Annotated in this window: 22 protein-coding genes, 1 tRNA gene and 1 pseudogene; 9 read left to right on the forward strand and 15 right to left on the reverse strand. The window is 67.1% G+C overall.

Annotation, left to right across the window (positions count from 1 at the left end; translation table 11 throughout):
• Nucleotides 1-24: 24 nt before the first annotated feature.
• Nucleotides 25-192, reverse strand: coding sequence for a hypothetical protein (locus tag OG921_RS05850; protein WP_266111412.1), 168 nt, complete (start codon nt 190-192; stop codon nt 25-27).
• Between the two features lie 296 nt (nt 193-488).
• Here OG921_RS05850 and OG921_RS05855 point away from each other — a divergent pair.
• Nucleotides 489-854, forward strand: a pseudogene (locus tag OG921_RS05855) (GNAT family N-acetyltransferase); the annotation flags it as partial.
• Nucleotides 855-1,137: 283 nt separating this feature from the next.
• Here the strand turns inward: OG921_RS05855 and OG921_RS05860 are convergent.
• Nucleotides 1,138-2,229 carry an IS110 family transposase gene (locus OG921_RS05860; protein WP_266111413.1) on the reverse strand — a complete coding sequence of 364 codons (1,092 nt, stop codon included), beginning with the start codon at nt 2,227-2,229 and terminating at the stop codon, nt 1,138-1,140.
• Between the two features lie 347 nt (nt 2,230-2,576).
• Between OG921_RS05860 and OG921_RS05865 the strand changes: the two genes are divergently transcribed.
• Nucleotides 2,577-3,524 carry a transposase gene (locus OG921_RS05865; protein WP_266111414.1) on the forward strand — a complete coding sequence of 316 codons (948 nt, stop codon included), beginning with the start codon at nt 2,577-2,579 and terminating at the stop codon, nt 3,522-3,524.
• Between the two features lie 394 nt (nt 3,525-3,918).
• Here the strand turns inward: OG921_RS05865 and OG921_RS05870 are convergent.
• Nucleotides 3,919-3,991, reverse strand: a tRNA-Asn gene (locus tag OG921_RS05870).
• Nucleotides 3,992-4,156: 165 nt separating this feature from the next.
• Between OG921_RS05870 and OG921_RS05875 the strand changes: the two genes are divergently transcribed.
• Nucleotides 4,157-4,402 carry a hypothetical protein gene (locus OG921_RS05875; protein WP_266111415.1) on the forward strand — a complete coding sequence of 82 codons (246 nt, stop codon included), beginning with the start codon at nt 4,157-4,159 and terminating at the stop codon, nt 4,400-4,402.
• 18 nt (nt 4,403-4,420) lie between these two features.
• On the opposite strand, the gene dnaG is transcribed toward OG921_RS05875, so the two are convergent.
• Together dnaG and OG921_RS05885 are read right to left on the reverse strand one after the other, a co-directional pair.
• Nucleotides 4,421-6,322 carry a DNA primase gene (gene dnaG / locus OG921_RS05880; protein WP_266111416.1) on the reverse strand — a complete coding sequence of 634 codons (1,902 nt, stop codon included), beginning with the start codon at nt 6,320-6,322 and terminating at the stop codon, nt 4,421-4,423.
• 100 nt (nt 6,323-6,422) lie between these two features.
• Nucleotides 6,423-6,767 carry a rhodanese-like domain-containing protein gene (locus tag OG921_RS05885; RefSeq protein ID WP_266111417.1) on the reverse strand — a complete coding sequence of 115 codons (345 nt, stop codon included), beginning with the start codon at nt 6,765-6,767 and terminating at the stop codon, nt 6,423-6,425.
• A 77-nt stretch (nt 6,768-6,844) separates the two neighbouring features.
• On the opposite strand from OG921_RS05885, the gene OG921_RS05890 reads away from it, so the two are divergent.
• Nucleotides 6,845-7,348: a MarR family winged helix-turn-helix transcriptional regulator gene (locus OG921_RS05890; RefSeq protein WP_266111418.1), complete on the forward strand. Its 504-nt coding sequence runs from the start codon at nt 6,845-6,847 to the stop codon at nt 7,346-7,348.
• A gap of 1 nt (nt 7,349) precedes the next feature.
• Here the strand turns inward: OG921_RS05890 and OG921_RS05895 are convergent, their stop codons facing one another.
• A complete protein-coding gene (locus tag OG921_RS05895) occupies nt 7,350-8,618 on the reverse strand; it encodes a deoxyguanosinetriphosphate triphosphohydrolase (RefSeq protein ID WP_266111419.1) in 1,269 nt (422 codons plus the stop codon).
• Nucleotides 8,615-9,211 carry a YdcF family protein gene (locus OG921_RS05900; protein WP_266111637.1) on the reverse strand — a complete coding sequence of 199 codons (597 nt, stop codon included), beginning with the start codon at nt 9,209-9,211 and terminating at the stop codon, nt 8,615-8,617. Before OG921_RS05900 ends, OG921_RS05895 begins: the two co-directional genes overlap by 4 nt.
• A 177-nt stretch (nt 9,212-9,388) precedes the next feature.
• Here OG921_RS05900 and OG921_RS05905 point away from each other — a divergent pair, with 177 nt between their 5' ends.
• Complete coding sequence (locus OG921_RS05905; RefSeq protein WP_266111420.1) at nt 9,389-11,407, forward strand: TPM domain-containing protein; 2,019 nt, start codon at nt 9,389-9,391, stop codon at nt 11,405-11,407.
• Nucleotides 11,407-11,880, forward strand: a complete 474-nt coding sequence (locus tag OG921_RS05910) for a nitroreductase family deazaflavin-dependent oxidoreductase (RefSeq protein WP_266111421.1) — start codon at nt 11,407-11,409, stop codon at nt 11,878-11,880. The genes OG921_RS05905 and OG921_RS05910 overlap by 1 nt, the downstream gene beginning before the upstream one ends.
• Nucleotide 11,881: 1 nt before the next feature.
• Here the strand turns inward: OG921_RS05910 and OG921_RS05915 are convergent, their stop codons facing one another.
• Nucleotides 11,882-13,273: a glycine--tRNA ligase gene (locus OG921_RS05915; protein ID WP_266111422.1), complete on the reverse strand. Its 1,392-nt coding sequence runs from the start codon at nt 13,271-13,273 to the stop codon at nt 11,882-11,884.
• 166 nt (nt 13,274-13,439) lie between these two features.
• On the opposite strand from OG921_RS05915, the gene OG921_RS05920 reads away from it, so the two are divergent.
• Together OG921_RS05920 and OG921_RS05925 are read left to right on the forward strand one after the other, a co-directional pair.
• Nucleotides 13,440-13,826 (forward strand): helix-turn-helix transcriptional regulator, encoded by a 387-nt coding sequence (locus OG921_RS05920; RefSeq protein WP_266111423.1) that lies wholly within the window; start codon nt 13,440-13,442, stop codon nt 13,824-13,826.
• Complete coding sequence (locus OG921_RS05925) at nt 13,810-14,226, forward strand: Fur family transcriptional regulator (RefSeq protein ID WP_266111424.1); 417 nt, start codon at nt 13,810-13,812, stop codon at nt 14,224-14,226. The genes OG921_RS05920 and OG921_RS05925 overlap by 17 nt, the downstream gene beginning before the upstream one ends.
• 10 nt (nt 14,227-14,236) lie before the next feature.
• Here OG921_RS05925 and OG921_RS05930 read toward each other — a convergent pair whose 3' ends face one another.
• On the reverse strand, nt 14,237-15,214 hold the full coding sequence (locus tag OG921_RS05930) for a hypothetical protein (RefSeq protein WP_266111425.1): 978 nt from the start codon (nt 15,212-15,214) through the stop codon (nt 14,237-14,239).
• 102 nt (nt 15,215-15,316) lie between these two features.
• On the opposite strand from OG921_RS05930, the gene OG921_RS05935 reads away from it, so the two are divergent.
• A complete protein-coding gene (locus tag OG921_RS05935; protein WP_266111426.1) occupies nt 15,317-15,928 on the forward strand; it encodes a TetR/AcrR family transcriptional regulator in 612 nt (203 codons plus the stop codon).
• Between the two features lie 15 nt (nt 15,929-15,943).
• Here OG921_RS05935 and OG921_RS05940 read toward each other — a convergent pair whose 3' ends face one another.
• From OG921_RS05940 to recO, 6 genes are all read right to left on the reverse strand, one after another.
• Entirely contained in the window at nt 15,944-16,351 is a 408-nt protein-coding gene (locus tag OG921_RS05940) for a YbjN domain-containing protein (protein ID WP_266111427.1), read from the reverse strand.
• Between the two features lie 10 nt (nt 16,352-16,361).
• Nucleotides 16,362-17,177, reverse strand: a complete 816-nt coding sequence (locus OG921_RS05945) for an isoprenyl transferase (RefSeq protein ID WP_266111428.1) — start codon at nt 17,175-17,177, stop codon at nt 16,362-16,364.
• A gap of 85 nt (nt 17,178-17,262) precedes the next feature.
• Nucleotides 17,263-19,908 carry an adenylate/guanylate cyclase domain-containing protein gene (locus OG921_RS05950; protein ID WP_266111429.1) on the reverse strand — a complete coding sequence of 882 codons (2,646 nt, stop codon included), beginning with the start codon at nt 19,906-19,908 and terminating at the stop codon, nt 17,263-17,265.
• Nucleotides 19,909-19,980: 72 nt separating this feature from the next.
• Nucleotides 19,981-20,829, reverse strand: a complete 849-nt coding sequence (locus OG921_RS05955; RefSeq protein ID WP_266111430.1) for an SMP-30/gluconolactonase/LRE family protein — start codon at nt 20,827-20,829, stop codon at nt 19,981-19,983.
• A gap of 179 nt (nt 20,830-21,008) precedes the next feature.
• Nucleotides 21,009-22,040 carry a hypothetical protein gene (locus OG921_RS05960; RefSeq protein ID WP_266111431.1) on the reverse strand — a complete coding sequence of 344 codons (1,032 nt, stop codon included), beginning with the start codon at nt 22,038-22,040 and terminating at the stop codon, nt 21,009-21,011.
• 298 nt (nt 22,041-22,338) lie between these two features.
• Nucleotides 22,339-23,082: a DNA repair protein RecO gene (gene recO / locus OG921_RS05965; RefSeq protein ID WP_266111432.1), complete on the reverse strand. Its 744-nt coding sequence runs from the start codon at nt 23,080-23,082 to the stop codon at nt 22,339-22,341.
• Nucleotides 23,083-23,230 lie beyond the last annotated feature (148 nt).

Below are 23,230 nucleotides of genomic sequence, written 5' to 3' on the forward strand. Positions count from 1 at the left end.
GGTAGGTGACGCCGGCTTGTTGTCCTACGCCTCCCGGATCGCCCGGGCGATGTGCGCGCCCCACGTCCTCGGGTCGGGGAATGCGCCGAGGCACCCGCACTCGATGTACGGCTCGCCGTTCTGCCGATAGGCCACTGTCATGCCGTGTCCCGCGATAACTCCCGCGACACCCGCCGCATCGAATAAGGCCATGCGCATACCTGTACCCGCCCACCTGAACACGAAACCGCCGCCACCCGAAGATGACGGCGGTTCGAGGCAGATTCAGACCCTGCGGATTTCCGTAGAACCCATAGTTGGTTTGGTACGTGGTACCGACCAGGTTAGAGGCAGTGGTGAGGAAGACGGTGTACCAGTTGCCGAAGTCGTCCCACAGTCTGATGTGCGGTGGGTCTGGAAATCTGGGGACCAGTTGAGCGAGGGCGCACCTATGGACTTTGAACTGAACCGAACTTTCACGAGTCGATCGCGACTGGCTATGGGCCGAGCTCACCGAACGTGCCTACTGGGCCAAGTACCGGACCCGTGAGATGTTCGAACGCCAATTGGACTGTGCCTGGCGGATCGTGGCGGCATATGAACGCCTGTTGGGGGCGATGGTCGGATTCGCACGCGCCTTCTCGGATGGTGCCGCGATTGCATATCTTGCAGATGTCTACGTCGCGCCGCACTGTCGCGGCCTCGGACTCGGGACATCGATCGTGCAAGGCATGGTCGACGACGGTCCGGGAGCCAAGTTCCGGTGGATGCTGCATACCGCCGACGCACACGAGCTCTATGCGAGGTTTGGGTTCTCGGCGCCCGACTCGACGCTCATGCAACGCGACTTCGGCATGCCGGCAGTTCGCGACTGATATGTAGAGAAGTTTGTCAAGAGGGCATGAGGAGGCGCCGCCGGGGAGCGACCCCGACGGCGCCTCGTTGCTTCCTCGGCGAGTCTGTGTGGTGAGCGTGTCGTTAGCGACGCGCGGTCAGACTGATATACGCGGGTTGGGTACCGCAGGACGGGGTTTCGGCTGAACCGTATCCGCGTGTCTAGAATCGAGCGTCGACCACGGGGGTCTGCTCATAGTCGCTTCGCGGGTCGGTCCACGCGCTGCCACCACCAACTCGGGAAGGAAGCAGAACAGGGAGCGATCAGTCGTTCATTACCGCCAGCGACCAGCACCATCCGGCCAACTCGCGGGCGATCGCCACGTTCGCCACCACCGGACGCTTGCGGCGGTGCAGGAAACCGACCCACCGGCTGTGCAGGCGTCGGTTGCCCTCGTCGCCGCGGGCGCGGGCGGCCGCTGGTGCCTGCTCCCACCGCTGCCGCATCACCGCCCCGACGCGGTACTGCGGCCGGTGATGCCAGGCCGCTTCGACCAGCAGTCGCCGTGCGTGGGTGTTCCCGGTCTTGGTGATCGGGCCCTGCACTCGCGCCGAACCCGACGAGTACTCCGAGGGAACCAAACCGACGAACGACCCGATCGTGTTGCCGGTGAACCGATGCCAGTCACCGATCTCGACGGCCAACGCGAACCCGGTCAACGTGCTCACCCCGCGCAGGCACGACACCCGGCGTACGACCGGGGTGAACTCGCTGCCGGTGGCCATCTCTTCGATCGCGATGTCCAGGCGCCGGCGGCGGGCCTGCATCGTCAGTACGTGCTCGTAATCGGCATCGAAGGCCATCCGGGTCGCCGGCAGGCTCAACTGCGGGGCTGCTTCGCTGCGCAGCCACCGATCGTGGGCACCGGTCCAGGCGGCGCCACCGTAGTAGACGATGCCATGGCGCAACAGCAGCTTCGAGAGCCGATGCCGCGCCCGCATCAGGTCACCACGGCAGTCTTCCCGTGCCCGCACCAGATCCCGCGCCGCTTCCTGATCGACCGTCGGGATCGACACCGCGGTGATCTCGTCCAGGCGCAGCAACCGCGCCAGGTGCACCGCATCGCGGGCGTCGGTCTTGACCCGGTCCCCCGAAGGTTTCTGCAGTTTCGACGGTGCCGCGACCTCGCACCGCACACCGGCCGCGGTCAGCGCCCGATACAGGCCGAAACCGGTCGGTCCGGCCTCATACGCCACCGCGACCGGGCCCGGCAGCCCGGACAACCAGGACCGGATGTGATCGTGGGCCGGGGTCAATTTCGCCTGAAAGTACTCGCCCGTGACACCGTCGATCGCCGCTGCCGCGACCGAACGTGCGTGCACGTCGAGCCCAACGCTCGTACGCTCTGTAAACACCGGGGCCTCCCACAAATGTCGGAAAGACCGGGCAGGCGGCCCTGCCCGGTAACCCACGAATGTTGTGAGCGAGGCCCCGGCCCGCAACCCCCGACTCACGGCCAGCGGTCACCCATACCAACTTGTTCAATTTCCTACAGGGGATCGCGGTCTGCAGCCATGATCTCCTAGGCGCCGACCGGATCGATCGCTCGCCCCATACCTGCCGCCCCGCTGTGGGGTTGGCTCCTAGACGGCCTGCGTGCCGGTCGGTGCCGCCCGGCGAGAGTGGCTGAAGAGAGGCCTGCAAAGCCGAAAGTTGGTGTGCCCTCCTCGCTACCGAATCGAACCGAGTCGAGGAGTGGGTAATGGCGCAAGTGCTCGAGGATTCCAGAAGTCAGGTGATGATCTCCGTTGATCCGCACAAGGCATCGTGGACCGCAGCCGCGGTCGACGCGTCGCTGCGGACCTTGGCCACCATCCGTGTGCCGGACTGTGTGGACGTGGTCGATGTCCCCGCGAAGTTGGCCGCGCGGGTGCGGCTGCTCTCCACCGGACACGGCCGCAAGAACGACGACGCCGACGCAGTGTCGGTCGGGATCGCCGCCTTGACCGCACACGCGCTGAGCACCGCCCACATCGATGCCACGGTCACCGCGCTGCGCGCCGTCGTCGAGCACCGCGATGATCTGGTCAAGACTCGCACCCAAACCGTCAACCGGCTCCACGTCGTACTCACCCACCTGATCCCCGCCGGCGCACCCCGCGGCCTGACCGCCGACCACGCCGCCGACATGCTGCGAAGGGTCCGTCCCCGCGACGTCACCGGCAAAACCCTGCGCAGCCTCGCAGTCGATCTGGTTGCCGAGGTGCGGCAACTGGATCGACGGATCGCCAAGGCCGCCAGCGACATCGAGACCGCGGTCGCCGAGTCCGGGAGCTCACTGACCCAGTTGTGCGGGATCGGGACGCTCACCGCCGGCAAGATCCTCGCCCGCGTCGGCTCGATCCACCGGTTCCGCTCCGCCGCCGCGTTCGCCAGCTACACCGGAACCGCACCCATCGAAGCGTCCTCCGGCGACGTCGTCCGCCACCGGCTCTCCCGCGCAGGAGACCGGCAACTGAACTGTTGCCTGCACACCATGGCCATCACCCAAATCGGTCGAGCCACGCCTGGCCGCGAGTACTACCAACGCAAACGCGCCACCGGAAAGAGTCACAAGGAAGCCTTGCGCTGCCTGAAGAGACGGCTCTCCGACATCGTCTACCGGCAGCTTCTCCGCGACTCGGCCGCCACGCCGGCGGCAGGCCCGTGAGGACACTCGGGGGCGGCTCTCACGTCCTGCGCGACCGGCTGACACCCCGCACACCGGCACTTCGGATCAAGTCACTTCCCGGACCCGCCAATCTCCACCATAAACCCGGCGCTGCGGGGTCCGGCTTGACACAGAGAGGCGCCGTCTAGTTCTCGGCAGGCCTAGTGAAGGAGCCTGGGCGGATCGCGGGCTCGCAACAAGGGAAAGCCGGCCCCGAGCAGGGGCCGGCCGCCCGTTCTGACCTTCGGCACGCTTCAGCCCCGAATCGACACCCTCTGCGGAGTCGGGCCAGCTCACAGGGCATTCACTCCCCCGCCGGCCTCGAACCAGAAACCGTGAATCGACCAAAGAAGCGCCCCCTGACCCGCGTTTGCGCAGGTCAGAGGGCGTTTTGCTCCCCCGGCTGGACTCGAACCAGCAACCGTTCGATTAACAGTCGAATGCTCTGCCAATTGAGCTACAGGGGACCGTTCTCGACCCTTCCGCGAGCGATCGGGCCGGAGACAGACTTTAGCGCATCGTCTGAACCTCCCCCAAATCGCCGCCCGGCGACGTCATCGGGCCAGGCAAATCGACACGACGACGACGGGTCAGGCAGGATGGAGACGGTCGTCGTCGGGAGGAGCTCGTTCATGTTGCGGTTGCTGATCGGTGTTGCTGCCGGCTATGTGCTCGGCGCGAAGGCAGGCCGGCGCCGCTACGAGCAGATCAGCGCCACCGCGCGTTCTGTCGCGGGCAGTCCGGTCACCAAGAAGATCGTCAGTGCCGGTCGGCAGAAGCTCTCGGACACGCTGAGCACGCAGCCGAAGCTGGAGCCGATGGAGCCGATCGACGAGCGCACCACGGTCTTCGTTCCGTACGAGCAGCTGCGCGGCTGAGTCTCAGTAGCTTCGGGATCAGCCGACCGCGAAGTCGTCGTCGCTGTTGTTGCCCAGCGCCTGCTCGAGCAAGCTGCGCCGGTACTGCTCGAGCGCGACCAGATCCCCGAACAGGTTGTGGTACTCGTCGGGTTCGTCGGCCGGTGAGATCCGCTGCAGCTTGGACTTGAGCTCGGCCACCTGTCGGCCCACCCACACTTCCTGCAACCGCGCCAGCACGCCGGTGATGTAGCGCGGCACGGTCCCCTCGGACGCGATCGGCAGCGGGTCGACCGAGAGTTCGTGCACGAGCGAGCGCAGCGTGAGATCGGCGGTCTGGTCCGCAACGCTGCTCACCCAGTCGGCACCGCCGAGCCCGGCGGAGGTGCCGCCCGCGGCCGCGATCGCCTGTCGCACCGCCGAATACGCCGGGTGGGTGAACGATTCCGGGGGCAGGGAGTCGAAGACCGTGCCCGCGATCGCCGGGTACTGCAAGGCCGCCGTGAGCGCATTGCGCTGCGGCTTGAGCGTCGGATCACCGGGATTGGGACGTGTCGCAGGCGTGGGCGACGAGCGCCGGCGCGTCGGCCGGTCGGCGGCGACACCGCCGCGGCGCGCTTCCTCCCCCACCCGACGGATCACCTGCGGGATGTCGTCCCAGCCGACCCAACCGGCCAGGCGCGTCGCATAGGCCTTGCGCAACGCGTCGTCCTTGATCTGCGCCACGACCGGCACCGCCCGTCGCAGCGATTCGACCTGCCCCTCCGCGGTGTCCAGGTCGTACTCGGCAAGCAGGCCCTTGATCACGAACTCGAACAGCGGCACGCGACGCGCCACGAGATCACGCAGGGCGGCATCGCCCGAGTTCTGGCGCAGTTCGCACGGGTCCTGCCCGTCGGCGGCCACCGCGATATAGGTCTGCCCGGCCAGCTTCTGGTCTCCGGCAAAGGCTTTCAGCGCCGCTGCCTGACCGGCCGCGTCACCGTCGAAGGTGTAGATGATCTCACCACGCCAGAAGTTGTCGTCCATCAGCAGCCGCCGAAGCACCGACATGTGCTCCTCGCCGAACGCGGTCCCGCAGGACGCGACCGCGGTCTTCACACCCGCGAGATGCATCGCCATCACATCGGTGTAACCCTCGACGACTACCGCCTGATGACCTTTCGCGATGTCCCGCTTGGCCAGGTCGAGACCGAACAGCACGCCGGACTTCTTGTACAGCATGGTTTCCGGCGTGTTGACGTACTTGCCGGGCATGGTGTCGTCGTCGAACAGTTTGCGCGCGCCGAAGCCGATCACGTCACCGGCGAGATTGCGGATGGGCCACAGCAGTCGGCGATGGAAGCGGTCGATCGGACCGCGTTTGCCTTGTTTGGCCAAGCCCGCGGCCTCGAGTTCCTTGAACTCGAACCCCTTGCGCAACAGGTGTTTTGTCAGCGTATCCCAGCCCGCGGGGGCGTAACCGCAGCCGAACTGCGCGGCTGCGGCCGAATCGAAGTTGCGTTCGGTCAGGTACCGGCGCGCGGTTTCCGCCTCGGGTTCGCGCAATTGCGCCGCGTAGTACTCCTGCGCCGCTGCGTTCGCGGCGACGAGCCGACCGCGGGTGCCGCGGTCGCGCTGCACCGAGGTGCCGCCGCCCTCGTAGGAGATCTGGTATCCGAGCCGATCGGCGAGTTGCTCGACGGCCTCGACGAAGCTGATGTGGTCGATCTTCTGCAGGAAGCTGTAGACGTCGCCGCCCTCGCCGCACCCGAAGCAATGGAAGTGTCCGTGGTTGGGCCGGACGTGAAACGACGGTGACTTCTCGTCGTGAAAGGGGCAAAGCCCCTTCATGGAATCGGCGCCGGCCCGGCGCAGCGAGACGTACTCGCCGACGATGTCTTCGATGTTGGTGCGTTCGCGAATGGCCGCGATGTCTCGATCGGGAATTCGGCCGGCCACGGCAGCGAGTCTAGCGCCGCCGGCGGGGTCGCCCGTGCGGGCACGCGAACGCCGACCTCGCGACGGCGCGGCCCACCGGCGTCTGCGCACCGGGCGTAGATCACGTGGTGTGCGCGGAGCCCTCCAGCGCACCCCCGGCAGCGCGCCAGTCGACCAGCCCCTTCGACATGTTCTTGGCATCGAAGCCGTAATCGATGAGCATGTTCGCGGCGCCATACGATCGCAGACCCCCGGTGCAGAAGGTGATCAACAGACGATCCTCGGGCAGGTCCTCGCATCGCCGCGACAGTTCTTCGAGGGGGACATGAAGCGACCCGGGGATGTGGTTGCGGTTCCACTCGAACTGTCGGCGCACATCGATGATCAATGCGCCCTCACGGGCCAGGCGAATCGCCTCCCCAGCGGTGACCGACGGAGCCTGATGCAGGTAGTGCCGGACTTTCATCCCGAGTCTCTTTCGTCCGTCGAGTCGACGATTAGTTTCAGTTAGTCTGAAACTGACGGAGAGGGGTTGTCAATCTGGTGGACGAGGACGTGGGAAAAGACACGAAAGCGAGCCGGAAGGCCGGTACGAGCGGCGGCGTCAGTCCCGCCGGGGCCCCGCCACCGAGTGCGGCATTCCTCGTGATGACCGTGGGCCGACGAATCCGCGAGCATGTCGAGGCCTCGCTGAAGGCGGAGGGGATTTCGATGCGGCACATGTCGGCACTGGGCCACCTGTCCCGCGACGCCGGGATCTCCTACAGCGAGCTGGCGCGTCGCGCATCGGTGACGCCACAGAGCATGCAGTCGACCCTGACGAAACTCGAAGATCGCGGCGCCGTTGCCAGGACGACCGATTCCGGGCGGGGCCGTACGGCACAACTGTTCGTCACCGAGGAGGGCGCGCGCCTACTCCGGGTGGGCCGAGATGCGATCACCGAGGTCGATCGAATGCTCGCGGACCTCATCGATGCGGACGACCTTGCGCGACTGACGCCGTCGCTCATGCAGATGTTGCGCACGCTCGGCGGCGACCAGCCGTAGCTCAGGCCCGTGCGGCAGCGACCTGCTCGAGCCGGCTCTCGGTGTAGGAGGCGATCTGGTCCATCACCACCCGAACCCGCGCGTTGTCGTCGGCCGCCTCCGTCCACGCCGGCAGCAGCCACGGATCGAGGCCGAGCGGCGCGGCGGCGAGCAGCGCCTTCGCCACCGCGGTAATCCGCTCCCGCTGCTCCCACTGCCGGTTCTTGTGGCCCTCATCGGACATGACATAACGCAGCGCGACGGTTTTCAGCAGCGCGACCTCGGCGCGAACGACCGGCGGCACCACCAGATCGGCAGCGAATCGGGACAGCGGCGCCGAGCCGGCCGAGTCGATGGTGCCGGTGATCGCCGCGGTGGCGAATCTGCCGACGAGTTCGCTGGTCAGCCGTTTGAGCGCGACCGAGGCGGCGACCGTGCCGTCATAGGTAGGCACCCCCGTGACCACCGGCAGCACGGATAGTCGACGGGCGGCGTCGATCAAGTCGTCGCTGGTCAGTCCGCGGTGCTCGCGCGCGCCCATTTCGGCGAGGGCGGACTGCTCGGCCGGATCGCCAAGGGCGCGCAGGTCGATACGACCCGCGATCACGCCGTCCTCGACGTCGTGCACCGAGTAGGCGACGTCATCGGCCCAGTCCATCACCTGCGACTCGAGGCATTGGCGCCGTTCGGGCGCACTGTCGCGGACCCAGGCGAGGGTGTCGAGGTCGTCGGAGTAGGCACCGAACTTCCCACCCGTCGGTGGACGTGGCCAGGGGTACTTGATCGTCGCGTCGAGTGCGGCCCTGGTCAGATTCAGGCCGACGCTGCAGCCGTCCGCATCGAGGATCTTCGGTTCGAGCCGGGTGAGGATGCGAAGGTTCTGCGCGTTGCCCTCGAAGCCGCCGTGGGCGTCGGCGAAATCGTCGAGCGCCTTCTCCCCGTTGTGTCCGTAGGGCGGGTGCCCGATGTCGTGCGCCAACCCGGCGAGGTCGACGAGGTCGGGGTCGCAGCCGAGCCCGTCGGCGATGCTGCGTCCGATCTGCGCGACCTCGAGCGAATGGGTCAACCGGGTGCGCGGCGTGTCACCGTCGCGCGGCCCCATCACCTGGGTCTTGTCCGCCAATCTGCGCAACGCGGCCGAATGCAGCACGCGCGCGCGGTCGCGGGAAAAATCGGAGCGATGCGCCGGCTTGGTGTGCGGCAGTCCTGCGGTCTTGCGGGTCTCGACGACCGTGCGCTGCAGCGCGTGCTCGTCGTAGCCCGACGCGGCGTCCGGAGGTGTCGCGGTCACTGCCCCGCCGTGTAGGAGAAGTCGGCGGAGGAATGCGTGATCTGGTACCACAACAGCGCCGCTGTCTCGCGTGCGATGCCGTGCAGTTGCGACTCCCGGGTGAATACCGCCGGCCCCTGCCGGGTCGGCGCCGTCCAGGCCTCGATCCCGGCGTCGCGAGCCATGGTGCGGGTCCGCAGCGAATGCCACGGATCGCTGACGAGGACGGCGGAGGACAGGTTGCGTGCGGCCATCTCGTCGTGCACCGCCTCGATGCTGCCCAGTGTGTCCGCTCCCTGTTCGACGGCGATGATGTCGTCGGCAGGGATGCCCTCGTCGGTGAGGTAGTTCTTGCCCGATGCGGCCTCGGTGTATTCATCGCCGATCTGTTTTCCGCCGACCGTAATGACGGTCGGCGCCACACCTTCGCGGTACAGGCTCGCGGCCTGCTCGAGCCGGGCCTCGAAGACCGACGACGGGGTGCCCGAGTACTGCGCGGCGCCGAGCACCACGATGGCGTCGGCCGTCGAGTGGTCGTCGATGCGGGCCACCTGCCATACCCGTACCGCCGTGCCGCCGACGATCAACAGCGCGACCAGGACGGCACCGAGCATCAGTCGACCCAGCCAGCGCAGGATCGACGAACCCACCCCGCGCCTGTTCGGCTCGGGGTGGTAGCGCTCGCGATCGCGCTCCGGTGCGTACGTCACCCCCCAAGTCTGCCAGCCCGAGTGGGCGGCACCCGTGACCGGCGTGTCCCGGCGTGCTCGACACCCTTATAGATTCGTGTGATGCCTCACGCCGCCCGCATCGCTGTGCGACAGATAGTGATCGCTATTCTGTTGGGAGTCGCACTGCTCGGCCTGGCACCGATCGCTGTCGCTGAGGCACCGTACCGGCTCCCGGCGCAGATCAGCGACGACGTCGAAGCACTCAATGACGATCAGCACGCGGAAGTTCAGGACGCAATCGACGCGCTCTACGATAGCGATCACGTCCGGCTGTGGGTGGCCTTCGTGGCCGACTTCGACGGACTCGGCGAACAGCAATGGGCCGAACAAACCGCGCAGGACAGTTCACTGGGCAACAGCGACGTGCTGCTCGCCGTCGCGACCGTCGACGGCTCGTACTACCTGTCCGCACCGAAGGCCATGTCGGCAGTATCCGAGTCCGAGTGGTCCGATCTGCGCACCAACGCAATCGAACCCGCCCTGCGCGAGGAAGACTGGGCCGGCGCGAGCATCGCGACCGCCACGGGGATATCCGACGCGCTGCACTCGGCCTCCGGGGGCGGGGTGCCCGTGGCCGGCGTCCTTGTCGCACTTGGCGTCGTCGTCGTGGCGGCCGGCGGGGTGGTCGTTTTCCTGCGGCGGCGCAGAAAAGCGACTGCCGAGGCCGACGCGACGGCCGCGCGCACCGTTGACCCGCTCGACACCGATGCACTGGCCGCGCTACCCATCCCGATGCTGCACGAGCGGTCCCGGGAGGTGCTGGTCGAGATGGACAACGCCGTGCGCACCAGTTCCGAGGAACTCGAACTCGCCCGCGGCGAATTCGGCGACGACGCCGTGCGGGTGTTCGACACCGCACTCACGAACGCGAAAACTGCACTGGCCCATGCCTTTACGATCCGTCAGCAGCTCGACGATGCGATACCCGATCCGCTCGAACAGCAGCGTGACCTCCTCGTCGAACTGATCAACAATTGTGCGCGTGCCGATCGCGAACTCGACGAGCGGGTGGCGGAATTCGACGGGATGCGCGACCTGCTCATCGACGCCCCCGCGCGGCTCGACGCGCTCACCCAGCGGATCGTCGAGGTGACTGTCCGCATCCCCGCCTCGGAAAGCGAACTGGCCGAGTTGGCCACGCAGTTCCCGGCCAGTGTGCTCGAACCCGTCCTGGGCAACACCGCGATGGCGCGCGATCAGTGCGATTTCGCCGAACGCTCCGTCGCCGACGGGCGCACCGCCATCGCGCTGCCGCCGGGCAAGCAGGGGGCGGCGGTCGGTGCGATCCGCGCGGCGGAGGCCGCCGTCGCGCACGCGGGGGAACTCCTCGACGCCGTCGACAATGCCGCGCAGAGCATTCGCGGTGCGATCGCCGCGCTCCCGGCGTTGATCGACGAGGTGCGTGCGGAAATCGCGACCGCCAAAGCACTTGCCACCGGCGAAACGAACGGCGACACCGGGCTCGCGCAGAGCCGGGTGAGCGCGGAGTCGGCGCTGGCCAGGGCCGAAACAAGTTGCGAGGGCAACCCGCTCGGGGTGTACTCGCAGCTGCTGCGCGCCGATGTCGAACTCGACCGGGCGATCGCGACTGCGCAGGACCGCGCCCGGGCTGCGGCGCGGGTGCAGCGCCAACTCGACCAGACCGTCGGCGCCGCAGCGTCGCAGATCGCTGCGGCCACCGATTTCATCTCGACCCGACGCGGCGCGGTCAACGCCCAGGCGCGAACTCGCCTCGCCGAGGGACAGCGCCGCCTCGACGAGGCTCGCCGCCTGGCCGCCACGGAGCCCGAGGAGGCGCTCGAACATGCGCGGGCCGCAACCGAACTCGGATCCCGCGCGCTGCTGTCTGCGCAGGCCGACGTCGAGCACTGGGAAAGCAGCAGACAGCCGGTCGGTGGCGGACCCGACGTCGGCGCGGTGCTCGGCGGCGTCCTGATCGACAGCATTCTGCGCGGCGGGTTCGCCGGCGGCAGCCCCGGCAGGCGGTACGGCAGTGGCGGCCACGCGCGGATGGGCAGCCCCGGATCATTCGGCGGCGCAGGTAGTTCGCGACGCATCGGCGGCGGGGGGCGATTCTGATGGGCCTCCTCCCCCGCTTCGCCCGTTATCTTGCCGCGCGACGGTGGCTGATGCGTTTCTCGCCGGCAATCATCTGGCTCGAACAAACCGTCCGCCGGTTGACCCGATCGCGGTGGGGCGTCCTGGACCTGGCGCGGGTGCCGTCGGTTCAGCTCACCGTCCTCGGCCGCAAATCCGGTCTCCCGCGCACCACGTCGCTGCTGTGCGTGCCGGAACCCGAGGGCGATCTGGTGATCGGGTCCAACTTCGGCCGCGCCAAGCACCCCGGCTGGTCGGCGAACCTGCTCGCCGCCGATTCGGTTGCGGTGCGCCGCAACGGAACCGACTACCAGGCAATTCCGGAACTGCTCTCCGGCAGTGCACGCGAGCAGGCGTGGGAACGTGCCGTTGCCTATTGGCCCGGGTACCGGATGGAAGCCGACCTCGCCGGCGACCGGGAGTTCCGGATCTTCGTGTTGCGCTACCAGCGCTGAGTCACGAGCCGATCAGGTGCTGCGCGAGGTAACCCTCCACCCGATCGAGCGAAATGCGCTCCTGCGCCATGGAATCGCGCTCGCGGACCGTCACCGCCTGATCCTCGAGGGTGTCGAAATCGACCGTGATGCAGAACGGCGTGCCGATCTCGTCCTGCCTGCGGTACCGCCGGCCGATCGCCCCCGCGTCGTCGAAATCGACATTCCAGTTCCGCCGCAGCGCGGCCGCCAGGTCCTTCGCCTTGGGCGTGAGGTCGGCGTTGCGCGACAGCGGCAACACCGCGGCCTTCACCGGCGCGAGCCGGCGGTCCAGGCGCAGCACCGTCCGCTTGTCGATGCCGCCCTTCGCGTTCGGCGCCTCGTCCTCGGCGTAGGCGTCGACCAGGAACGCCATCAGCGAGCGGGTCAGGCCGGCCGCGGGCTCGATGACATACGGGGTGTAGCGCTCACCGGTGTTCTGGTCGAAGTAGCTGAGCTCGGCACCGGAATGCTTGGCGTGCGTGGACAGGTCGAAATCGGTGCGGTTGGCGACGCCTTCGAGCTCACCCCATTCGCTGCCCTGGAACCCGAAGCGGTATTCGATGTCGACGGTCCGCTTGGAGTAGTGCGACAGCTTGTCCAGCGGGTGTTCGAACAGGCGCAGGTTCTCCGGGTCGATGCCGAGGTCGGTGTACCAGGCCAGGCGGGTGTCGATCCAGTACTGGTGCCACTGCTCGTCTTCGCCGGGTTTGACAAAGAACTCCATCTCCATCTGCTCGAACTCGCGGGTGCGGAAGATGAAGTTGCCCGGCGTGATCTCGTTGCGGAAGCTTTTGCCGATCTGGCCGATACCGAACGGCGGCTTCTTGCGGGCGGTGGTCATCACGTTGGCGAAGTTGACGAAGATGCCCTGGGCCGTCTCCGGGCGCAGATAGTGCAGGCCCTCTTCGGTTTCGATCGGACCGAGGTGGGTCTTGAGCATCATGTTGAAGTCGCGCGGCTCGGTCCACCGACCAACGGTGCCGCAATCGGGACAGGCGACGACGTCCATCGCGACGTCGTCGGGGTTGTCGATGCCCTTCTTCTCCGCGTACGCCTCCTGCAGGTGGTCCTGCCGGTGCCGCTTGTGGCAGTTCAGGCACTCCACGAGCGGATCGTTGAAGACGCCCACGTGCCCGGAGGCGACCCACACCTCGCGGGGCAGAATTACCGACGAGTCGAGACCGACGACGTCGTCGCGGCCGGTGACCATGGCGCGCCACCACTGCTTCTTGATGTTGTCCTTGAGTTCCACACCGAGCGGGCCGTAGTCCCATGCCGACTTGGTACCGCCGTAGATCTCACCGCAGGGGTAGACCAATCCTCGGCGCTTGGCGAGGTTCGCGACGGTGTCGACCTTGGACTTGGGTGCCACTTCGGGGGCTCGCAATCTGGCGTGAATGGGCGGGGTGGGTCCCGCCAAGCCTATCGGGGGCGTGCCAGGACCGATTCGCGCCCTGGCGCGGTGCCCTGCGCGGCGTCGTTTGACATGCATGAACGTGCATATCAAAATGGAAGTGATTTGCAATAAGGAGGTTCGGGTGCCCAGCACGGATGCCGCCCACGTCTCCCTCGCGCGGTCCACCGCAGGTCCATTCGACGCACTCGGCGCTGCCGCGCCGGTCCCGAAGGCGACCCTGGATGCAGCGGGTGAGCTGCTGCGCGCCCTCGCCGCGCCGGTCCGCATTGCGATCGTGCTGCAGCTGTTGCAGTCCGGCCGGTGCGTGCACGAACTCGTGGGCGCGCTCGGCGTACCGCAGCCGCTGATCAGTCAGCACCTGCGTGTGCTCAAGTCGGCCGGTGTGGTCCGTGGCGAGCGGACCGGACGCGAGGTGCTCTACGAGCTCGTCGACGATCACCTCGCGCGGATCGTGCTCGACGCGCTCGCGCACGCCCAGGAGGGAATGACCGATGCCACCGCGCTCTGAGACCGCGGCGATCGGCGTGCGCAGCACCCGGCAGCGCAGTGCCATCTCCGCCCTGCTCGACGAGATCGACGAGTTCCGCTCCGCGCAGGATTTGCACGACGAGTTGCGCCGCCGCGGCGACAACATCGGGCTGACCACTGTCTACCGCACCCTGCAGACGCTGGCCGAGGCGGGCACGATCGACGTGTTGCGTACCGACACCGGCGAGTCGGTGTACCGACGCTGCTCGTCCGGACATCATCATCACCTCGTGTGCCGTGACTGCGGATACACCGTCGAGGTCGAGGGGCCCACCGTCGAAAGGTGGGCCGAGACGGTCGCCGACTCGCACGGCTTCGCCAACGTGAGTCACACCGTGGAGATCTTCGGCACCTGCCGCGACTGCGCCGCGGCAGGCTAGCGCCTAGGAATCAGTCCGCCATCGCGACAGCCGGCGCGGTGGCCGGCGGCGCGTCGACGACGCGGCGTTGCCTGACGATGCCGATCCCGAACAGCGCCACCACAACGGCGGACCAGACCAGCAAGACCACCAGCGGGCCGACCGCGCCGGCACCGTCGAAGAAGGCCACCGACCGGAACAGTGACGCCGCGGCACCCGGTGGCAACAGTTGGCCGATCGCGCCCCACGGCTGCGGCAGCAGTTCCGGTGCCGACGTCGCGGCGGAGAACGGATTTCCGAGCAGCAGCATGGTCAATGCTGCGATGCCGATTCCGGCACGACCGACGACCGTCGCGAGCCCGGTCACGAAGCCCGTGACCGCAAAGCACGCCAATCCGGCGACCGCAGCCAGCTCGAGGTAGGTGCCGGGCAGCAGCGACAGCCAGCCCTGCACGATCACCATGCTCAGCAGACCCGCGGCAACGGCGAACACGACCGTGCCGGTGGCACGCGCCGCGGCGCTCGGGATCAGCAGCGTGAGCACCGCACCCGCCGCGATTCCCGCCATCACCAGTGGCAGCACCATCGCACCGAAGCCGGTACCACGGGGATCGTCGACATCGGCGGCGACCACATCCTCGACCGCTGCACTCGGCGTGCCGGACAGCTGTGCGGCGATCTGGCCGAGCTGCTGAGCCACCGCCGGCGATGCGGCGGAGGCGACGAGGACCTGTGGTGCGCCGCCGCCGGTGACGATCACACCGTAGGCATCGCGATCCGCGAGGGCAGCGCGGGCCGCGTTCGCATCGGCGACGGTGTCGATCTCGAACGCGCCCGGACTATGCGCGTTCAGTTGTTCGGCCACGATCGCCGCCTGCGGACCCGTGACCACCAGCGGCAGGTCGCGCGGCGCGATGTTGGCGGCGGGCCAGGCGAAGGCAATGAGCATCAGCGCTTGCAGCAGCGCCGCACCGAGCCCGATGGCCACGGCGCGAGTGGTGACAGTCATGGCGGCTCTCCTCTAAAACGAATGCTCGTTCTCTTATATTCACTCCACCGTCGCATCGGCTCCGTCACTTGTCAAGAACGGATGTTCGTTTTAGTTTGAGGAATGCCTCGAGTCAGCGAAGAACACCTGGAACGGCGCCGCCAGCAGATTCTCGACGCCGCGACCCGGTGCTTCGCGCGCAAGGGTTTCTACAACACGTCGATGCAGGATGTGTTCGCCGAAGCGGACCTCTCGGCGGGCGCGGTGTACCGCTACTTCAAGAGCAAGGACGACCTGATCGCTGCCCTCGCCTCGACGGCGTCCGCCGATATCAGGGCGGTGATGGCCGAGGCGATCCGCCGCGATCCCCTGCCGACCCCGGCCGAGTTGATCGCGACGCTGGCCCAGTGGATCAAATCCCAGCACGGCCCAGAAAGCCGACTGCGCCTCGCCCCGCAGGCCTGGACACTGGCGCTGGTCGATCCCACCGCCGGCGCATTCGTCGGCAATGCCATTCGCGGGATTCGGGACATGTGGCGCGAATACGCCCAGCAGATGCAGGCTGCCGGATGGTTGCCCGACGATGCCGACCTCGATGCGATCGCCAGCGCACTCTTCGGCCTACTGCCGGGGGTGCTGCTGCAGCACCTCATCCTCGACGACCTCGATCCGGAGGCAATCGCCGTGGGCGTCGCGACGCTGTTTCGATCCGGCGCACTCACCCCGCACGGCTGAAACTCCGCACGCGGGTCAAGGCAGCAAACCCTGCCTGCCGTCTTCGGCGCCGGCGAGCACGAGCAGCAGCATCGTCGCAAGCGCATCGTCATCGAGCCCCCGAGCGGGAAAGGTATAGCGCAGGACCACGTCCGCGAGTTCCTCGTGTTCGATCACGGTAATGGTGCCAAACTGCAGCGCGCCGTTGCGCTCGGCCACCCGCTCCGTCAGTTCCGGGCGACGCGGCCGGTCCCACGCCAACACGCCGGTCAGCGACAGCACGTCGAGCCCCGGTGAAAGCGACACGGCCCGAAGCGAACACAGCGCACCGCCGTACTCGAAGCCGAGCGACCCGTCGTCGTTGTGCCGGATGTCGACGAACCGGGCCAGCGCCGTGGCGGCTCTGGTCTGCAATTCGTCCGCGCTGGTCGGGATGGCACTCATACGGTGTGGCTCACTCCTTCACGCCGCCGAACCGGCGGTCCCGCCTGGCGTACTCCAGGCAGGCGGCCCACAGGTCGCGGCGGTCGAAATCGGGAAACAGCTTGTCCTGGAACACGAATTCCGCGTACGCGGACTGCCAGAGCAGGAAGTTCGAGGTGCGCAATTCCCCCGACGGCCGCAGGAACAGATCGACGTCGGGCATGTCCGGCTCGTCGAGGTAGCGTCCGACGGTCGCTTCGGTGACACGCTCCGGATCGATCTCCCCTGCTGCCGCACGGCGGGCGATCTCCCTTGCGGCATCGGCGATCTCGGCGCGCCCACCGTAGTTGACGCACATCGTCAGCGTCATCGTGGCGTTGTGTTGCGTCAGTTCCTCGGCGACCTCGAGCTCCTTGATGACGCTGCGCCACAACCGCGGCCGGCGGCCGGCCCAGCGAACCCGGACGCCCATCTCGTGCATCTCGTCGCGGCGGCGCCGGATCACGTCGCGGTTGAAGCCCATCAGGAAGCGCACTTCTTCGGGGCTACGCCGCCAGTTCTCGGTGGAGAACGCATAAGCCGACAGCCACTTCACGCCGATCTCGATGCAGCCCTCCACGGTGTCCATCAGCACGGCCTCGCCGCGCTCGTGCCCCGCGGTCCGCGGCAGGCCACGGTCCTGGGCCCACCGCCCGTTGCCGTCCATCACCAGCGCGACGTGCTGGGGCACGAATTCGGCGGGCAGCGCAGGCGGGGTGGCCCCCGAGGGGTGCGGGCTCGGCGGCCGGATCGGGCGGGAGCGGTCAGGCAGAGTCTGCTGCTCGCGGCGTCGAATCACGACCTCCATCCTGCCTCACCGCGAACGACGCGCGGGTAGCGGCGTGACGAGGGCCGGCCTGTAGGGCACCGGTCGGCGACTGTCGCGGGGGTGTCTATGGGGCGGTGCTCAGTGCTGCGCTTGCTTGGTCGATTTGGTCGAGTGCATAGGTGACCATGGCCGCTGTAGTCATCGTTTCACCCTGGTGAGCGAGTGCTTCGTAGGTCCGGCCACCGAGGACCTCGCGGAGATGGGCGTTCGCGGTGTTGATCTCGGGCAGGGACAGTGCGGTGAACGGACTTTGCGCAAAGGCGCCTATGGTTGCCGCCGCCTCGTGGCGTCCGAGCCGATCCAGGGTGGTGGCAAGGACCCCCAGCGCGATGCGGACCATCGTGGTGCTGCCCGAGTTGTGGTAGTTGCGGATGGCCAGCGAGACATGACCAAGCGCGGCAGGTGGATCACCGTGTTCGGCTTCGTGCCGGGCCAGGTTGGACGCCAGGTGGGTCTCGTTGAAACTATTACCGCTGTCTCGAGCAATCGTCATACCCCGGCGCAAGGCGTCCAGTGCACGAAGGGGATCAGCCTCGCGGTAGATGAGCCCGCAAGTGAAAAGCACGAATGACAGCACGAACGGGTTATGGCTGGACTCGGCGGCATCGACCAACCCGTCTGCCGCGGCCAACGCTTCGTCGGGGTGGCCGGCCAGCATCGATGCCAGGCTGAAGCCGGCCTCGGCGACTGCGCTGGTGTCGCGATCGGAAGCAAGAAGAGCGCGGCACAACTCGACCGTGCGCTCCGGTTGGCCGACCACGAGGTACACATTTCCGAAGATGCCTTCCAGGCCCTGCGGCAGCGCGGTGTGGCTGCCGTCGACGACGTCCCGGCCTTCATCGCACAGGCGGACAGCGTCATCGACCCGTCCGGCCATCCAGCATTGCGACGCGATCACGTACAGGCCTCCGAGCCGGGGGTGGTCGAGTGCCCGGGCTGGTTCGATGAGTTCTTCGGCCCAGGCGAGCGGCTCGTACTTCTCAACCAGAAGGCCAAGGAATCCCGCGCACGTGGCGATTGCGGCGCCGACGTCGAGGTCCCCGTGGTCGGCGGCCCACCGGAACGCGGCACGGAGATTTGCGAACTCCGTGGCGAACCACGTGTAGGCCGCGCGCTGCTTCGGACCGTCCCACAGCGCCAAGATCTCGGTTTCGCGACCGGCGAAGTGACGGGCGTGGGCGGTACGAACGTCGATCGCTTCGCCGCCGGCGACGAGTTGCTCCTCGGCGAACTGGCGGATCGTCTCGAGCATCGAAAACCGAGTCCGCCCGGTCGGCCGGTCGGCGACGAGCAGTGACTTGCGCACCAGCGCGTCCAGCAGCTCGAGGATGGCGTAGTCATCAACGCCTTCGGGTCCCACAACGGCGCAAGCACTTTGCAGGTCGAATCCACCGGCGAACACCGAACACCGTGTCAACAAGAACTTTTCATCGTCGTCGAGTAAGTCGTACGACCATGCCACCGCGTGACGCAGTGTCTGGTGACGGGCCAATCCGCGTCGCGATCCCACCAGCAGTTTGAATCGGTCGTCAAGACGGTCACGCACCTCGACCGCCGTCATCGACGCCATCCGCGAGGCCGCCAACTCGATCGCCAGCGGGATCCCGTCGAGGCGACGACAAATATCCGCCACGGTCGCCTCGTCGGCCGGCGTGCCCGAAACTCGCTGAGCGCGTTCGACAAACAGTTTCACTGCCGCGACAACGTCCAGTGACGGCACCCGCCACAGAAGCTCGTCGGCGACACCGATTCCCTCACGACTGGTGGCCAGCACCTGCACGGTGGCCGAAGCCGCAAGAATCGCCGCGACCAGATCCGCGACGCTGTCGATGACGTGCTCACAGTTGTCGAACACCAACAGCCGCGACCGGCCCGCCAAAGCCGACGCGACCGACTCACCGACGCTCCTGCCCGGCTGCTGGGTGATTCCCAATACCGCCGCCACCGCATCCGGTACCACAACAGGATCGGCGACCGTGGCCAACTCGAAAACCCATACCCCGTCGACAAATTCGTCGGCTACCTGCGTCGCGACCTCGAGCGCAAGCCGGGTCTTGCCAACTCCACCGACGCCCGCCAACGTCACCAACCGATGCGAACGCAGCGCCGCTCGCAGATCGGAGACCTCGGAATCGCGGCCGATCAGATTCGTAATTGCCGGTCGCAGGTTTCCGGGATTCGCGTCGACTCCGCGCAATGCGGGAAATTCCGTCCGCAGTCCGGGCGCTCGGACCTGGAACACTTCCACCGGCGCGGACACGTCACGCAACCGTCGCGGTCCCAGATCGAGCAGATCAACCCCGCTCAGCAGAGCCGCTGTCGAGTCGGCCGCCAGAATCTGCCCGCCGTGCCCGGCGGCCATCACCCGCGCAGACCGGTTGAGCACCGCTCCGAAATAGTCCCCGTCCCGCAATTCGGCCTCACCGGTCGCCATGCCCATCCGCACCGGCAACTCCAGCGCCCGTTGCGCCGCGACTGCGGCATCGACGGCGGACTTCGGTGAGGAGAATGCCGCGCACACACCATCGCCCGTGTGCTTGAACTGCCGGCCCCCGTGCTTCTCGATCGCCGCGCGCAGCACCTTGTCGTGCGCGGCGAGAGCGACCCGCATGCCATCGGCGTCGGTCTCCCACCGACGCGTCGACCCCTCGACGTCGGTGAAGAGAAACGTCACCGCCCCCGCAGGAGCAGCCGCTGCATCAGCGGACACCCCAGCAGAATCTCACAACAACCAGAGCCGCTGCTACCTTGTGCATCGGCGGATCCGGTCCGATCGCCCCTCTCAGGGCGATCCCGCGCCCGGCACCTCGACCCGCGCTTGCATAATCCACCCCTTGGACTCGCCCTTCATGAGTCCCTCGTGGGTGGTTTCGTCGACCACCATGTACAGCGTGCGCCCGTCGGGTCCGCCGAGGGCGGGTGCGACAGCCCAGCCGTGGTCGATCGCGACGCGGTGCGTGACGATGCCGCCCGCGACAACCCTGAGGAACTCGCCGGTGTCGTAACAGCCGACCCACACCCCGCCCTCGACGTCGACGCAAAGGCCGTCGGGATGGCGATGTTCGCCGAGGTCGGCGAACACGCTTGGGGCGCCAAGGCTTCCGTCGGCTTCGATCGAAAACGCGAGAATCCGCGACCCATTCGTCTCGCTGACCACGAGGGTCGACCCGTCGGGAAGGAGAGCGAGGCCGTTCGGGACGGCGAGGCCGGTTGCCACGATCCGCGCGGTTCCGGCTGGGTCGACGAGGCCGATCGCGCCTGCCATCCCCGTCGCGCTCACCTGATAGAGGTCGACGTAGCCACGACCGTCAGGGGCGACGAACAGGTCGTTGGTCGACCAGGCGAGGTCGCCGAGGTCGTAGGTCGCGGCCACCTGCCCTTGCGCGTCGACATGGTGGATAGTCGGCGCGAAGAGGGCGGACACCACCAGCGTTCCGTCGGGCAGCCAGCCCAGCCCGGAGGCGTGCTCGATCTCGGCCTCCACGATGAGGTCACCCGTTTCACCCACCGAGCACACCCGGCCTGCCGGTCCGTCGCTGAACCAGAGGCGGTCGTTGTGCCATCGGGGCCCTTCGCCGTAAACGATCCCATCGACAAAGGGCACCGGCTCAATAGCGTCGACCGTGGTCATCGTTGGATGCTAGCGGGCGATACCTACCCCGGGCCGGCACACGCTCGATCAGCGGCAACGTACGCAACTGGGCGATGCGATGCAATCTCGTCTTGAACGCGGTTGCGATCACCTTCCGTGACCGATCCGGCAGCGGAAGCCCACTCATGAACCGCCGGAACACCGTTCGCGAGTGTTCCCTACCTGGTGGTCGTGATCGCGCCCAGCGGGCGGAACGTTCCGGTGTCATCTACTTTGAGCGGATCCGCCCCGATAGCGAAGTAGGCCGTTTGGTCCGGCGCGAGGTCGGTTCCGGCGTAGGGCGCGTTGGGGAAGTCCATTGCTCCGACATTGAGCGAGTCGTACCCGCAATGTTGGGGGGCTGTGTAGCAGGCTGGGCTTTCGCCGATCGGGGCGTAGCCGGAATGCGTGGTGTTGAATGCGACCGTCCAGACGACCCGATCGGGAAGTGTGATCCCGGCGGGGAAAGTGAACGTGAGCATCGTGCCGAGGTAGTTTTGGCATCTGCCACCGTCCGGCAGCGAGCCGGTCAACCCCGGCGGGCCGTCGGGATTGAAGAACTTGCCCGCATTGGTGCCCGTGCACTTCGTGTCGTCCGCCGAAGGCCGATACGGGATAGATTTGGTCTGGATCACTTCAGCCAGAACCTTGGTCAGGTCGTTCTCCGCGTAGATCTTCGCCGTGATCGGTACGTCGAATGTGGTCCCCAGGGTCGTCACGCACCCGTTTTGCCAGTCAGGGTTCGTCTCACATGCCCAGCTCGCGAACAAGACGTCCATCGACACGAGTTTTTTCGCGGTGCCCGCGAGCCCTACCGCGTCGCCCATCTCGTTGATCCGTTGCGCCTCGAAGCCATAGCTGGCGAAGGCGCAGTTGACTGCGCCGAAGGGCAGCGCGTTGTAAGCGAGGTTCGTAATACCGTCGTCGCAAACCCTCCCGCAACCAAACAAACCGTTCGAATCGATCGAGCCGTTCGAACCGTTCGAACCGTTCGACGAGCCGTTCAAACCGTTCAAAAAGTTGCACTCGCTCGAACCGCCTGCGGAAAGATCTGCGCTGCTGTTGTCGGACTGCGCCAGCGCGGGGATGCTGAACGCGAGGACTGCTGCCGATACCGTCGCGAGAACCGCGACGCTCGACCGAAAACCATGATGGACCATCGATAACCCCTCTTGCTGTGCTTGGCGGACTTCGCTGCGCTCCGATTCCACGCCCAAGCGAATAATCAAGCAGTACAACATGTATCGCTGATGTAACTGGCCTCGATGCCGCTGCATCAACCGATGTCTCAGGCCTGCGGTTCGCGTGAACACGGTCAGGCTCTCGGCGCTGGAAGCGGCCCTCAGTCATTGGTCATCCAAGATGGCCCGTTACCCAATGCGCCGATTCATTTGTACTGCCGGGAGGGTGTCCGGTATGGCGGGATTGACCACACCGTTACTGCTCCGTGATCTTTTTACGGAATAGAGCGGGTCGAAGCAGTGCCGCCAGCACGCGGCTGGGCAATACCTACCCCGAACTGGGCACACGCTCGATCAGCGGCAGCGTGCGCAACTGCCGTTCGAGATGCCACTGCAGATGCGCCGCCACCAAGCCGCTCGCCTGCCTGCGCAAAGCGTCCGAGGTGGTCTCGGTGAAGGCCCAGTCGCCGCGCAGGAGCGCATCCATCAGGTCCAGCACTCCCGACGAAGGAGTGGCCGCACCCGGCGGACGGCAGTGCAGGCACACCGATCCTCCGGCGGCCACATGGAACGCTCGGTGCGGACCGGGTTCGCCGCAGCGGGCGCATTCGGTGAGCGCCGGCGCCCACCCCGCATAACCCATGGCCCGCAACAGGAATGCGTCGAGGATCAGCTCGCACGGACGGACTTGTTCCCCGACGGCCCGCAGCGCACCCACCGTGAGCTGGTGCAGCCGCAACGCGGGCGCGTGCTCCTCGCCGGCGAGTCGCTCCGCGGTCTCGAGCACCGCGCAGGCCGTGGTGTAGCGGCCGTAGTCGGTCACGATGTCCCCGGCGAAGGCATCGAGGGTGTGCACCTGGGTGACGATGTCGAGATTGCGGCCCGGGTACAGCTGCACATCGATATGCGCGAACGGCTCGAGCCGCGCGCCGAACTTGGACCGGGTGCGCCGCACCCCCTTGGCCACCGCGCGGACGAGCCCGTGCTGCCGGGTGAGCAGGGTGACGATCCGATCGGCCTCGCCGAGCTTGTGCTGGCGCAGCACCACCGCGTTGTCCCGGTACAACCGCATCGTCCACCTCCTCCCGCCACGACACACCCGCCCTCAGTCGACTGAACGGAACCGTTCAGTCGATCTGATCGACTGAACGGTTCCGTTCAGTCGAACAGCGTGGGTCGAGTTTCCCACGCGGTGCCGACAATCCCGGCCAGGCGCGCAC

It is taken from the genome of Aldersonia sp. NBC_00410, assembly GCF_026342035.1.
In the GTDB taxonomy this organism is placed as follows: Bacteria; Actinomycetota; Actinomycetes; order Mycobacteriales; family Mycobacteriaceae; genus Aldersonia.

Bases quoted from the DNA above. Each gene is read 5' to 3' on its own strand.
- OG921_RS05910 (WP_266111421.1), top strand. From the start codon at position 11,407: ATGGGCCTCCTCCCCCGCTTCGCCCGTTATCTTGCCGCGCGACGGTGG.
- OG921_RS05955 (WP_266111430.1), bottom strand. From the start codon at position 20,829: ATGACCACGGTCGACGCTATTGAGCCGGTGCCCTTTGTCGATGGGATC.
- OG921_RS05885 (WP_266111417.1), bottom strand. From the start codon at position 6,767: ATGAAAGTCCGGCACTACCTGCATCAGGCTCCGTCGGTCACCGCTGGG.
- OG921_RS05935 (WP_266111426.1), top strand. From the start codon at position 15,317: ATGCCTCGAGTCAGCGAAGAACACCTGGAACGGCGCCGCCAGCAGATT.
- OG921_RS05865 (WP_266111414.1), top strand. From the start codon at position 2,577: ATGGCGCAAGTGCTCGAGGATTCCAGAAGTCAGGTGATGATCTCCGTT.
- OG921_RS05940 (WP_266111427.1), bottom strand. From the start codon at position 16,351: ATGAGTGCCATCCCGACCAGCGCGGACGAATTGCAGACCAGAGCCGCC.
- recO (WP_266111432.1), bottom strand. From the start codon at position 23,082: ATGCGGTTGTACCGGGACAACGCGGTGGTGCTGCGCCAGCACAAGCTC.
- OG921_RS05900 (WP_266111637.1), bottom strand. From the start codon at position 9,211: ATGCTCGGTGCCGTCCTGGTCGCGCTGTTGATCGTCGGCGGCACGGCG.
- OG921_RS05875 (WP_266111415.1), top strand. From the start codon at position 4,157: ATGTTGCGGTTGCTGATCGGTGTTGCTGCCGGCTATGTGCTCGGCGCG.
- OG921_RS05930 (WP_266111425.1), bottom strand. From the start codon at position 15,214: ATGACTGTCACCACTCGCGCCGTGGCCATCGGGCTCGGTGCGGCGCTG.
- OG921_RS05945 (WP_266111428.1), bottom strand. From the start codon at position 17,177: ATGGAGGTCGTGATTCGACGCCGCGAGCAGCAGACTCTGCCTGACCGC.
- OG921_RS05925 (WP_266111424.1), top strand. From the start codon at position 13,810: ATGCCACCGCGCTCTGAGACCGCGGCGATCGGCGTGCGCAGCACCCGG.
- OG921_RS05905 (WP_266111420.1), top strand. From the start codon at position 9,389: ATGCCTCACGCCGCCCGCATCGCTGTGCGACAGATAGTGATCGCTATT.
- OG921_RS05850 (WP_266111412.1), bottom strand. From the start codon at position 192: ATGGCCTTATTCGATGCGGCGGGTGTCGCGGGAGTTATCGCGGGACAC.